Annotated in this window: 5 protein-coding genes and 1 pseudogene; 4 read left to right on the top strand and 2 right to left on the bottom strand. The window is 43.0% G+C overall.

The window, feature by feature from the left end:
* Both R4I06_RS02925 and gyrA read right to left on the bottom strand, forming a co-directional pair.
* Positions 1 to 188: endonuclease III domain-containing protein (locus tag R4I06_RS02925; RefSeq protein ID WP_410519376.1), on the bottom strand; the 188-nt coding region annotated here is incomplete at its 3' end.
* Positions 188 to 2,920, bottom strand: a complete 2,733-nt coding sequence (gene gyrA, locus R4I06_RS02920) for a DNA topoisomerase (ATP-hydrolyzing) subunit A (protein WP_334414047.1) — start codon at positions 2,918 to 2,920, stop codon at positions 188 to 190. The genes R4I06_RS02925 and gyrA, both read right to left, overlap by 1 nt.
* Positions 2,921 to 3,528: 608 nt before the next feature.
* Between gyrA and R4I06_RS02915 the strand changes: the two genes are divergently transcribed.
* From R4I06_RS02915 to mnmA, 4 genes and pseudogenes are all read left to right on the top strand, one after another.
* Positions 3,529 to 5,475 carry an ATP-dependent helicase gene (locus R4I06_RS02915; protein ID WP_334414046.1) on the top strand — a complete coding sequence of 649 codons (1,947 nt, stop codon included), beginning with the start codon at positions 3,529 to 3,531 and terminating at the stop codon, positions 5,473 to 5,475.
* A gap of 170 nt (positions 5,476 to 5,645) precedes the next feature.
* The gene (locus R4I06_RS02910; RefSeq protein ID WP_334414045.1) at positions 5,646 to 10,781 is read left to right on the top strand and encodes a hypothetical protein; all 5,136 of its coding nucleotides are present in this window, start codon (positions 5,646 to 5,648) and stop codon (positions 10,779 to 10,781) included.
* Positions 10,782 to 11,450: 669 nt separating this feature from the next.
* Complete coding sequence (locus tag R4I06_RS02905) at positions 11,451 to 12,470, top strand: twitching motility protein (pilT) (protein ID WP_334414044.1); 1,020 nt, start codon at positions 11,451 to 11,453, stop codon at positions 12,468 to 12,470.
* Positions 12,471 to 12,606: 136 nt separating this feature from the next.
* Positions 12,607 to 13,725, top strand: a pseudogene (gene mnmA, locus R4I06_RS02900) (tRNA 2-thiouridine(34) synthase MnmA); the annotation flags it as partial.
* Positions 13,726 to 13,962 lie beyond the last annotated feature (237 nt).

The following is a 13,962-nucleotide window of genomic DNA, read 5'->3' as shown; positions in this document are numbered from 1 at the left end:
ACCATCTTCTTTGCAGAATCAGCAACATCAAATAGCTTCGCGGTAACCTTATTAACGCTAACGTCCGTAGTCCTGGCTGAAAGCACTATAGCAACCAGGAGAGTATAGTCATTTTTGTACTCCAACTCTATCTTGGGATGAGGATTTTCCCCGCAGAACCTACTAAAAACTTCGTCTATATCTTGCATTATTCTCCAGATGACAATACGTCGTCACGTTGCTGTTCATCTTCACCTTTGCCACAGTCTCCTCCATCGACCACCGTAGCTACAGAAACAACTCTTTCATCTTTCTCTGTTTTAAACAACGTGACACCCTGAGTGCTACGCCCCACTATCCTGATATCCGACACAGCAATCCTGATGAGCTTGCCCTTATCTGTAATCAGCATAACCTGATCGTTAAGTGAAACCGGAAAGCTGGCCACAACATTGCCGTTGCGAGCCGTAGTAAGTATGTTCAACACCCCTACACCACCACGAGATGTTACACGATATTCATAGGCAGAAGTGCGCTTACCAAAGCCATTCTCAGTGACAGTCAATATAAACTGCTCCTTCGATGCCATGTCCCTAAAGCTTTCTTCCGAGATATCCAATCCAGACAAAGCATCAGACACCTTCTTTGCCACGCTTTCGGGATTTTCAGCAGCAGTCAACCTGAGATTCACTGGCACCTTGAGATATGCCTCTTTGATTTCAGAAGAAGCTTCTGTGCCGCACAACACGGACATGGAAATAACCCTATCTCCCTCTGCAAGCCTAACAGCCCTGACACCATCTGACATCCTACCCTTAAATTGACGCACACCCCCCACGGAAAATCTTATACTCTTTCCCAGCCTGGTGGACAGCAGCACATGGTCTTCGCACTTGCATACCTGGGTAGATATAAGGTAATCGCCTTCGTTCAGCACCATAGCTATTTTCCCATTGGAGGGAACGTACTGGAAGTCAGATAAAGCATTACGTCTTATATTACCTGAAGACGTAGCAAACACCACATCCAAGGCGGAAATACCGTCTTTGCCATCTACAAGATCCGGCAGAGGCATAACACTAGTTATTATTTCACCCTCAGCTAGTGGAAAAATATTTACAAGCGACCTACCACGAGAAGCGGGCTCACCGAGAGGCAGCTTATAAACCTTCAACTTGTAAACCTTTCCAACATTGGAAAAGAAAAGCACGCTAGTATGGGTATCTACAACAAACAGCTTGGTAGTTACATCCTCTTCCCTCATGCCTTGCGCAACTCTTCCCTTGCCCCCACGCTTTTGAGCTCTATAGTTCGATAGCTTTACCCTCTTCACAAACCCATTCATGGTTACAGTAACAACCATCTCCTCCCTAGGAATCAGGCTTTCTGCATCTATATCACCACGAAATTCCTCTATAGCAGTCCTTCTGGGTACAGCAAGCTTGCTCTTTATATTCAACAACCCTTCTTTCACCATTTCTGTCTGAATAGACTCAGTACTCAGAACCTTTGTGTACTCTGTAATGAGCTTCACCATGGACTCGAGCTCGACCTCCAACTTCCCTCTTTCCAGCCCCGTAAGTCTTTGCAATCTCATTTCAAGAATAGCCTTCACCTGGGGCGCACTGAGCATGTACACATCACCTTCTATCACACTGGTGCTGTCAGACACCAACTCAACCATAGCACGCACCTCGTCTGAGAGACGCCACTTACACCCACGCAAAGTATCACCAGCCTCCGCGCCATCCTTGGAAGCCCTTATTATTGACACAACTTCATCTATATTCAGCACTGCAACGTACATTCCTATGTACACATGTGCTCTCTCCCTAACCTTACGTAGCCTATGCCTGGTTCTGCGTATGAGAACCTCTCTCCTAAAATTTACAAACGTAGATACTATGTCTAATAAAGACATAACTCTTGGTCTGTTATCGTCCAGAACTAAAGTATTGATACTAAAGGTTGTCCTGAGAGGAGTTAGCCCGAGAAGTTGATTAAGTACAACCTGAGAGCACACCTGCTTCTTGAGTTCAAGCACAACTCTGATACCAGACTTATTTGACTCATCTCTTAAATCTGCTATCCCCTCCATCTTTTTGTCTTTCACAAGCTCGTGTATACGCTCTACAAGCTTTGCCTTGTTAACTTGGTAAGGAATCTCATCTATGACCACCGCATCCCTGCCTGAAGACAGCTCTTCAGTGTGCGTCTTACCCTGAATAACAATGGTGCCCCTTCCGGTAGTAAACGCAGACCTTATTCCATCCACACCCATTATAACACCGCCAGTTGGGAAATCCGGCCCAGGAATGACAGTCATAAGCTCGTCTATAGAAACATCTGGATTATCTATGTACATCACACATGCGTCTATTATCTCTCCCAAATTGTGAGAAGGTATATTGGTGGACATACCAACAGCTACCCCACCCGCACCATTCACTAACACATTGGGAAATTCAGCAGGCAAAATTACAGGCTCTTCTTCATTCTCGTCATAGTTAGGACGAAAATCTACCGTATCTTCATCTATATCATTCAATAAGAAATGCGCAGATTGAGCCAGCCTAGCTTCTGTATACCTCATGGAAGCAGGAGGATCCCCATCTATGGAGCCAAAATTTCCTTGACTGTCTATCAACGGTAACAGTAACGAAAAGTCCTGCGCCATCCTAACCAAAGCATCGTATATGGCCGCATCAGAGTGCGGGTGATATCTACCCATCACGTCCCCCACGACCCGGGCAGCCTTTTTGTAATGCTTATCGTAGTGATATCCCGCTCTGTACATGGAGTACAATATCCTCCTGTGCACAGGCTTTAATCCGTCACGCACATCAGGTATCGCACGGCTTACTATTACGCTCATGGCGTAGGAGAGATAAGAATCCTCTAATTCTTTCTCTATGGATACCGGCAATACACCATCGCTCATTGAAACCTTAGAATATCACACTTGTGAGACTCCTAATCTTAGTTGCACGAAATATAAAGGTCAAGGCAATTGTTTGCTACTTTTCACAATTTCTTCAAATTTTCAACGACCTATCATGTCCTATGGCAGAGGTGTTTACATTTCATGGCATATAGAGAGCGACAGTTTATATAGGTAAATTTCTAAATTATCACGTTAGGAAATCGCCTATTAGAAGCCCTCCACCGCATAAATCAACGGTTGCATTGTTCATTGGCAGCCTAAAGTTACGAGTGTAAGCAAAACTGAAAAATGTTAGCACTTTTGCGTACACTGCTATGCACAATAATGTAAACCACCCGTTGCAATGCAGCACCGCCTAAACAACTGGAAGTAAATATTGCGCCAAGCTTACTTCTTCCACACATTCATTAACTGATGTGCCAAATATCATTTTGTATCGTACCCGCGCAAAGTACTATTAGGTAATATCATGCATTTTGGGTTAGCATAGCGCTTCTGTTGATCTTACATCACTCTGTAATACCATCAGAAATCATAGTAAAATTTGCGGATGCAAGAAATTTTGACTGTTGTGCTTTTTAGTGCCATGAAATCTATAGTAGCTTATGCCTCTTGAAGACGAAAAGAGTTCTTTTCTTAGGGAAGACTTTATTGCAAAGTTAAATGATGCACAGAGGGATGCAGTACTGCATACAGAGGGGCCCCTACTGATCCTTGCAGGCGCGGGTACAGGGAAAACTAGAACTGTAACTTCGCGCATGGCGTATATCGTAAAGAGTGGCTTAGCGTTGCCTAGTCAAATACTGGCAGTGACGTTCACAAATAAAGCAGCAAATGAAATGCGGGAAAGGATAAATGAGCTCGTATGCACTACTGGCATATGGTTGGGCACATTTCATGCAATGGCTGCCAAAATACTAAGAGCTCATGCTGAACTTGTAGGACTAAAAAGTGATTTTACGATAATAGCTCCCGATGACCAGCTGCAAGTCGTTAAAGCGCTTGTAAAGGATTCGCGTACGGACTACTCAGCCGACGAATGTAAGAAAATTCTCAATACTATTCAGCAGTGGAAAGAGAGAGGATTATTGCCTCATCACATCACTGATACTGAACTACGTAGACACAATACCGAGCCAGCACTTTTAGTGTATGAAGAGTATCAGGAAAAGTTGAGATCCATGAACTGTGCGGATTTTGGTGACCTACTACTTCATAACATAACGATATTTCGCGCACACAGGGAGGTTCTCTCATATTATCAAGATCAACTTAAATACGTAATGGTTGATGAATATCAGGACATAAATACCTCTCAGTATCTTTGGTTGCGCTTGCTTGTGCGCAAATACAAGAACATTTGTTGTGTGGGAGATGATGACCAGTCAATATACAGTTGGCGGGGCGCGGAAGTAGGAAACATATTGAAATTTTCGGATGATTTTCCGGAATCACGAGTTATAAAGCTAGAGTGCAACTACAGATCCACATCCAACATATTGGCCACAGCATCATTCTTGATAAACAACAACAAATCTAGGCTGAAGAAAAAGTTATGGACTACAAACCATGAAGGCCCAAAAGTCGGATTGATGAAATTTTTCGATGCAAAATTGGAAGCACAATACATAAGTGAATATATAGCAACTTCTCACGAATACAGGTTCAGCGAGATCGCCATTCTCGTGAGAGCTGGATTTCAAACTAGGGTATTTGAGGAATATTTTGTGAGATACGGAGTGCCGTATAAGATAGTAGGCGGCACGAAATTTTATGAGAGACAGGAAATTCGCGACCTTATCTCATATCTAAAAGTGGTTACCAATCCTGGTAATGATATAGCTCTAGAGAGAATATTGAATAAGCCGAAAAGGCAATTGGGCTCTACTACGCTAAATAAAATGCGTGAATACGCAAAACACAACTGCTTGTCGCTCATGGATGCAGGAAAGGCGATGGTGGAGCATGAATTATTGCCTAATAGGACCACAAACGCCCTCAAAGAACTGCTGGGAAAGTTTGAAGACTGGAAACAAGTCTTAGACACTTCCAGCTTGGTAGATGTCATGAAAACAATAGCTCATGAATCTGGATACTTGGAGATGCTAAGAAATGAAGGCGAATCTGGAATATCAAAACTAGAAAACATCAAAGAGCTTTTTTCTGCATTATTCAGCTTCGATGACGCAGTAAAATTCTTGGAGCATGTAAGTCTGGTCACGGAAACTGATCCATCATCAGAAGATGATGACAATCAGGTACACGTAATGACATTACATGCAGCAAAAGGTCTGGAATTTTCCCTCGTATTTCTTCCTGGATGGGAAGAAGGCGTATTTCCGCATGAAAAGTCTTTGAACGATGACTCCGGAAAAGCACTAGAGGAAGAAAGACGTCTAGCATACGTCGGTATAACACGCGCCAGAGAAAGACTCTTTATATCATGTGTAGCTGTGCGAGAGATAAACAACTGGAGGCAGCCTATGAAAATATCAAGATTTATCAAAGAACTCCCACCAGAACATGTACAGGTGTTGAAAAACGTAGAGTAGGACCACGCTGACGTCTCGGTTGCATATAAGCCAACTTTTACAAGACCTAAAATAATAATGAACAACAGCGTAGCATTTTGTCCTGACTCTCCCCGCGATAGTTGTGCACATACTGTAGTTCGCTTAACACGATACGTGTTCTAAACGAACTGTGTACGGGGGATCTAGATATGTCTGTGGTGCTGAAAAGAAAATTTAACGCTACTACCGAAAACCTTGGTGCACTAAACATATGCGACTTGTTCTTACATAGGGGCGATAGCGTCTACTCAACAATTGAAAATCTGTTTCGTCTCTTATGTAACTGCAAGAAACGGGTTGATGCAAATTCTCATACCCTAAGTACTACGCAGCTTGTTAATGTCGTAAGTGGTAATTTATTCAGCAACACACAAGATGTAACACTTAGAAAAGAGGTAATAGCTCTTTTTGCAGCATATTCTTCTGAACCAGCACAAAGCAATGATTCTCCTATATTGCACCTACTGAAGGCATGTTTCGAACAGTTGCCCGAGAAAGCTAATATAGTTCCCGTACCCTTTAACGAACTGTCGAACGAGCACTTCAGTTTCAAATTGTGCGCCAACAGAGAGACTGATACAAAAGTTTGGGGCACAACAAAAGATGGGAAAGATAGAACAGACACAGTTACCATAAAAGAGTCTTCCTTGTTCCATATCGAGAGTGTTGACAAAAAATATTCTTACAAAAAAACCATAATAGATAGGGTACAAGTTCTCGTAGCATACGATGTAAGGTACTCAAAAAGACAAAAACAGTGCATATGTATCTGCAATCCCAAAGTAACTGTGCGTCTCATAGGATTAAAGGATGAAAAAACAGAGACCGCAAATATACCTACGTGTAAACCTAATGTAAGCAACGTTTGCAAGAAGTTTTATGTAAGCGCTAGTGGCCCCGTTTTTCCTAAAGATAGCGGCGAAAATTTCGCAGAATGTGTTCTTGAAGCGAATCTCGACTTTTTGAGGGAGAGAGTCTTCAGAAAACTGGATGTATCTCCAACTTACTTTGCTATACGTCTGTTTGCGATGCTTGCATCGGTAGCTAGTGACGAAATTGCGGTACGGAGCTCTTTCACCAAGTGTACAACTGATCCAGCAGATCAAAGCATTGAGATAGTAGAAAGTCGCTTCATCTTCTCCATGCCCAATTTACTATATGCTGTTTGTCTTAAGTATAGTGTCGGCACAATGAACAAACAAGCTGACTCTAAAACCGCAGTAGCTACGAAAGATCAGCAAAATGAGTTCATAGCAGATGTTATGATTGAAACACATAAATGCGAACGCCTGGAAAGAGATATAAGGTCCTGGGTACGTTTCCATGTGTGTGACCTGCCCGACCTATGGTTTAATAAATTCCACCTCTCCCATAAGTTCGAGGTGGGTAGTAAGAAAATCATTGGAGAGCACTTTGCTTCAGAATATGAGGATAAATTGATAGCTCCAATTGTGGAGAGTACGACTGGTGATATTGACTACTGTACAGTAGTGCATGCACACGATAATGCACTAAAAGACCTTTCTTTGTGCGTTGTTCAGGAGGAAGCAACGAAAACTATTGATTTGCTTCATAGAAGGGGACTATTGCTTCTGGGAGAAAAGGGTATAAACCGTGATGCTTTGTCACTACTCATCACGAAGTCGGTACGCAATGAAAATACTCTCAATAAAAGGCTTGAAAATGCTTCGGGATTGCTGCTACTAAAAAGTGCAGAACACTGCATCTGCTTCTCTAGAACCGTGCGGCAAGCACGCGGTGCAAACGATGCCGAATCTGCTAAGAAGAATTATAATAACATAGAAGAGCACTTCTTGTACGAGATACAGGGGGTTGGGAATTCCTATGTACATGTGTGCGCCTCCTACACCGTTGGACGTTATTGCTATCGGTATGGAAGATACCGTGCACACCTGCACGGTTTGGCTCTTTACGTAAGGGTTACAAAAGATAACGACCTGCGAAAACAGGTTAACGAGTTACCAGCTTATGAGCCACTGCATCAATTTATGCGTCACGTTGACAATACTTCAAGTATCGAGATAGAAGTTGATTGCGAAGCATTTAAGCTCGCCATGTGTGAAATCTCTGAAACCGCTAGAGATGTTTTAGACAACCGTATAGCGGATATGGTTCGGAAAAGCGATGAAGAAAATATTCAAGCTCAAAGATCGGTGCTCCCAGAAATAAACTTTGCCGCTTTGCTAGAGAAGGCAGCGCGCGATTATTACTACGATGTCGTAGTAGATAAAGCTGGTATGCTAAACGTTATAGGCGATCCTGTAATACGCCATCATAGCCTTATAGAAGGTGGTATATCTTATCTGAACTCTCTACTTGAAACCAATACTAGCAGAGATGTATATACAGGAAGTACTCGAACGAGCACCCTGCTATATAACATAGATAGTGCCAGTGCTACGGAAAGTACACGCGAACTAGTGAAGGAAAGAATTAGAATCCTACAGCGGCTTAGGGATTCTACTTCAGAAAAGTTGCACGTTTCTGTGCTGGAAGCAATTGCCAATATGACTTCTTCTGGAGAAAGCAGAGATTTTATCCGCTATCTCACAGCGAAAACTATTGAAAAAGTGGGCCGCATAGATGATAGCACTGCCAACACATGGTATGATGTGCACATAGCAGGTATATCCTTAGACGTGTCACCTAACTTGAATGAAGATGGTACAGGCACTATAGATTTGGCCCAGAATTATGCTCTCGCATACGGTGCATGGTGGAGTAATAAAGTTGCCCATTTCACTATCTCCTGCACTATTGATATATGTCGCGGTCATACGAAAAGTTTGACTCTAAAATTTCATAATGTACGCATGGGCGTCATGGCAGACCATATGAACTTAAAAGTCCTTGATTCAGCACATCGTATGACCAACAAGGGAACTACATCCTTCACTAAGACCTTAGGATCTGGGCAAAGCATATTCAGTGCAATGAGATTTTCCTTGTCGTTCTCTTCTCAGGAAATACTGAAATCCACTGCACATCTGGGATATACACATGTGCTTAGCAAATTGGAAGAAGAAGATTTATGCAGTAGCGAGAATAGTACCATTTTGCAGTTGGAGTATAGATCACGCATAGAAAAATCGCGCCATACGCCCCACTATAAAGACATTGAATCTGAGCTTGCACATCTTATCGTCAAATTCATACGCAAACACGGAGTTAATGGCATACTATCGTCGATTCCCCCACATGCAGAATCAAGGAAGGAAATACGGGCCATCTGTCACTTGTCTATACCAAGTTACATGGAGCGGGAGAAGGCTAAAGTGGCCCACAACATAGATCTAACAAGCACTGCGATATATGATGATGTCACATATGCAGAAAATTCCGCAACAGGTGCTGTAGTACATTCGCTAGTTAGTTCCATTAGATCAAATGAATATAGAAATTTGCGCACCTTCTTAAGTCAGAAGTTATCAGTACATGAAGATCTCGATATTGAAATTGCGAATAGTGCAATTCTTGACAGCCCAGACTTTGCACGTATGCCGCATTACCCAGGAGTAACTGCATCTGTTGACGTGCTCTCTACAATACGTGTGGCATTTAATAGGCAGACTGGTGAACTAAAAAATGTGAATCAAAGGGCAGCAGCAGTGTTACTGTCATATACTATAGCGGAACATTCCATTCTGAGAGATGGTCAATGCACCATAGGCAGTTTTAAACTTAGAATTCCCGGTACTCTTGGTACCATATCACAAAACACTGGCTTGAGTGCTAGTTGGAAAGACTGCGATGTGTCTAGGGATTTGGCTGAAGTTTGTGCACTATGCTCAATAGGTACTGATCTAGATGCCGCAAAAAGCAACGCAGTAGACGCTCAGGCAGATTTTGACCAGGTATACGACGATTCTTTCGCATACGAAACTGATCTAGATGCCGCAAAAAACATTGAGATGGACACTCAGGCAAATTCTGACCAGATAGGCTTCGATCCCTGCACATACGAAATTGCCCTAGATGATGCAAAAAGCAATGAAGTAGGAGTAGACACCCAGGCCACTTATGACCAGACAGGCAACGATTCATGCCCATACGAAACTATCTGGCAACAACCGATGTCAACTCATAATGAGAACAACGAAGCGCAAAGTGAGGAGGATGACGACCTGTATGCTGAATACACATACAATCGACAACCTCAGTCTGCTGGTGGGTGCGCAAAACAGCAATGTTACGATGTGAGTACCGAAAATGATGTTCCAAAGCCATCATTAGCTTATGCACTTACAAATGCAGTACGAAAATTTCAAAAAGAACGTCAGGCACGTGATGATGCTCAAGAATTGGCCAGCAAATTTGCATCCAAGGAACTCCAAATGATGACACTGTGTTCTGAGATCTTCTTAAATTCGGGTACGTACGGAAAAAAGTCAGCCAAAGTTGCAGTGCACAATGCCCTTAAGTCTATGGCTTGCTTGGTTACTGGCGGAATCCAGCAGAGTGTAAAAAACATTGAGATACTACACCATAGGGTATCGTACAGCATGGATGGGGACAACGCCAACAGTATAAGCGGCACACATAGCGTAATAGCGAGTTACAGCGATAATGCTTCTCGTTCTAACTTGGCAATGAGCTTTTCTTTTGTGCTGGAAAGAGATGCTGCTAAAAATATGATATCTGAGGACGATGAAGGAGGCTTGGACTTTTACGGAAACAAAAACTGTGATCATGTATATAGCGCTCGCGACTGCGTTTTCAAGCTTTATGGAGTAGGAAAACCTTTGACAGAGTTTATGCCAAATACAACTGCTACAGAGGTAACATTCCCACCACAGGGCGGGTACTCATTATACGTCCCACACACATACTTTAGGGATTATGACAAGAATTGGAAAAATATAGTTGAACTTGTAGCAGCTGACAAAGGTGATGTGGCAGCTAAAATTAGAATCCACTTACGCAAGCTTTGGAGTGCCGTATGCATCATTGTAAGTGCTGTAGTCGCCGCGATAATTAGTTGCTTTTACTTCTCTTATCGCGTACCAGCGGATAGAAACTCGTCCAGAGATATCAAAACAGACATGTTGCACAAGCAACAAATTGATCCTATGGACAGAAGTACTTCACACGATGTAGCTAAAAGCGCTTCTGACGCTCACGACGCAAGTTGTCATGAAGTCACAACAGCTTTTAGCACTGCATCACTAGTGCATGCAGATTATTCGATGCCTCCTAGAAGCGATACTACGGATGTAATTATTCAACCCATTTATTTCTACATGGGTCAGTCTAGCACGCGCTAGACAGTGAATGTCTTGCCCGTAACAGAGTGCCCCCTAGCAGTAACGCCACAAATGTGAACCTATTTGTAGGGGTGGTATGGCACTAACGAAAGTTGTTAAGCGTGGGACAATGCCTCGTTATTGCGCCTCCTGGAGCAGTACTATAGATTTAATTACTCAACACATTTATTGCTCTATGGGGAAGTGCGGTACCCCCGTTCGTGATGCCCAATATTGTAACTGGAAGAGATGCTACAGACGTAGTTATTCTAGTCATTTATATGGATCAGTACAGCGCTCGCGCGCACTGTAAAGCGTTTAACAATGCCTATGAGATTGATATCTCTTAGCAAAAATATCACAGGAGTAATTATTCAACTCATTTATTTCTCTATGGACCAGCGCGACGCACACTAGACGATGTCTTGCCTGTAACTAAGCCTGCTGGCAGCAATGTTACAAATGTGAACCCCGGAGTCAGTCTAGCTCTCCCGTGCGTGCTATGGAGCTCCTGCACTGCTACACAATCTTGCATCCTTTCCCGCATCAGATGTGCATACATAAGCGTCCCTGTTGCACACCTGTGAAGCGCATATACACGGACTTAATTAGCAATTATGTGACTTCACCATTATTTAAGGCAAATAAACTACAATGCCACGGTACGTTGTGTATATTTATAATAGAAAAGTGGAATATTTTAGACAGCTTATAAGTGCTTCGTTAATGCACAACGCGTCACATGTGTACTTCGTGGCGGATAAACCAACTGCTATACGAGTGCTAGGACGTCTTGAGTTCCTTCAGACTCGCAAAAATAGCGCAAGTGATATTGAAGCGCTGCTATCGGCCGTGTTATCTTCAGCAAGCGATCGCAAGGCCTTTGATAGTACCGGCAGTGCAGAAGTTTGTATGGAGTTTGATCCCCTTCATACTCTTAGAATTCGCGTAATAAAAGAGTTGAGTGGAATCAAGATCGTAGTCCACATAAAGAAACAGGATTTCCCCTCAGAGGAAAACTTACCACAAAAGTTGTTGCAGGTAATAAGTTCTCCCAAACCTGGAATGCTTTTTCTAGGTGGCGCATTTCACCACAATAAAGATGCTACACTGTCCGCCCTGCTCAAGCTCATTGGGGAATCGCATAAATTTCATGTATTGGTATTTGGTGTGGAGTTTTCAGATGCAACCTCGCATGAAGGCTCTTTAATAAGCTACTATAGCATAGAACAAGCTAATATAGATCTGATACGTTTTCAGGCACCAGATATTGTAGTATTCAAGGACGTGGATCCTGAGATTATGAAAGTGGCGCGTGAGTGTGTAATGTTTGGCACACTTGTTATGGCGTCCGTGGATTCTATATCACACGCATGCACAATACTAAGAATTCTATCTTTATTCTCTGATGTAGAAGTCGGGAAAAGGTTTCTATGCGAGAGCATGTTGGGAATGCTTTTTCAAGTACTGCTAACTAAGGCCTCTGAACCGAGTTTTTACTTGTATGACTTCCTAGAAATGAGTGACAACGTTAGGCAACTAATAATGTGTGACAATATAAGAAGCGTGGGAAACGTACAGATGGTGCAGCAGTTGAATTCGATGGTAGAAAAAGGAATTCTGGAGTACTACGATATACACCCTGTACTATGCAACTTGGACCACTTATCATCTCAGCAATGTAGCAGTAAAGATACTGATGCATTTTAAAGAAAGTTACGCAGATGTTGGTTATAAAATTACATCCGGCAGATTAGCGAGCTACGGGCACTTTCATCTTGAAGCTTGTTTGTCTACATAATAGAATGCGTGGTGTACTCTTTTTCTCACCCGCAGTTATACACTCATGCAATGCTTAGAAAAGTTTTTCCTAGATCCACTGGTAGAAGGCAAGACACCAGGCGACACCACGGTGGTGGTCGCGATGTCCGGAGGAGTTGACAGCTCAGTGGTCGCGGTACTTTTGCACAAGCTGGGGTATAAGGTCGTTGGTGTGACGATGCAATTGTACGCTTCATCTACATCAGAGGGTAAGTCATGTTGTGGCAATACAGATATTAGAGATGCAAAAAACGTGGCACTATCGTTCGGATTTCCTCATTACGTATTGAATTATGAGGAAGTTTTTAAAAAGGAGGTTATAGATAACTTCTTAGACTCTTATAAGCTTGGAGAAACACCCATCCCCTGCGTTAGGTGTAATCAAATGGTGAAGTTTAGGGATATGCTACGAACCGCAAGGGCTGTTGGAGGCGATGTTGTGGCAACCGGACACTACGTAAGGAGATTGGAGGTTCAAGGCGAGCAGCAGCTTTGGTCTGGCAAAGACCCACAGAAGGATCAAAGCTATTTTTTATTCTCTATAACTGCAGAACAACTAAAATTTGTACGCTTTCCCCTTGGAGAATTTACGAAAAGCGAAGTTAGGAACCTCGCCAGCCACTTTAACCTCGAGGTAGCAAGCAAGCCTGATAGTCAGGACATATGTTTTGTAAAAAAGAACTACAGAGAAACTTTAAAAATGCTGGACTCATCATTCTCCCAGAAAAAGGGTAAAATTGTACATGTAGATGGCACCGTTTTGGGTGAGCATGATGGTATAGCTAACTTCACGGTTGGTCAGCGCAAGGGAATCAAGATAGCCTTCCCGTATCCCCTCTATGTGATATCCATTGACCCCGTAGGAGATAAAGTTGTCGTCGGTCCTGCGTCGTCGCTGCTGAAAACTAAGCTATACATAAGGGACTTGAATTGGTTATCTGACAGTGAAATAACATACGGGGGTTTGCCGGTAAGTGTTAGACTGAGATCCTCGTCTAAACCCATACCAGCCTTGATTTCACGTATATGTAACGACGAAAATCGCTACAATGTGGTGCTTGAGGAAGGCTGCGTGGTGTCGCCCGGACAGGCATGCGTTATATATGATAACGAAAGACTCCTAGGAGGAGGATGGATACTCAACACACAGCATGTTACAGAAACATGTAGCCTGACATCACAACCCAGCCCTGCAAATAATCAAAAGGATCAAGAGCTACAGCCTAGTCAAACTTAAGTCACACAACACCATGCCTTCGCGAAGTCAGCAAGGTAAAAGAAGGTGTGCAGCTAGGGGGGGTATGGATACTCAACACACAGCACGTGCAGAAACATGTAGCCTGACATCACAACCCAGCCCTGCAAATAATCAAAAGGATCA

The organism is Anaplasma bovis (genome assembly GCF_036903315.1).
In the GTDB taxonomy this organism is placed as follows: Bacteria; Pseudomonadota; Alphaproteobacteria; order Rickettsiales; family Anaplasmataceae; genus Anaplasma; species Anaplasma bovis.
This window is presented reverse-complemented; position numbering and strand designations above follow the sequence as displayed.

Bases quoted from the DNA above. Each gene is read 5' to 3' on its own strand.
- R4I06_RS02915 (WP_334414046.1), top strand. From the start codon at position 3,529: ATGCCTCTTGAAGACGAAAAGAGTTCTTTTCTTAGGGAAGACTTTATT.
- gyrA (WP_334414047.1), bottom strand. From the start codon at position 2,920: ATGAGCGATGGTGTATTGCCGGTATCCATAGAGAAAGAATTAGAGGAT.
- R4I06_RS02910 (WP_334414045.1), top strand. From the start codon at position 5,646: ATGTCTGTGGTGCTGAAAAGAAAATTTAACGCTACTACCGAAAACCTT.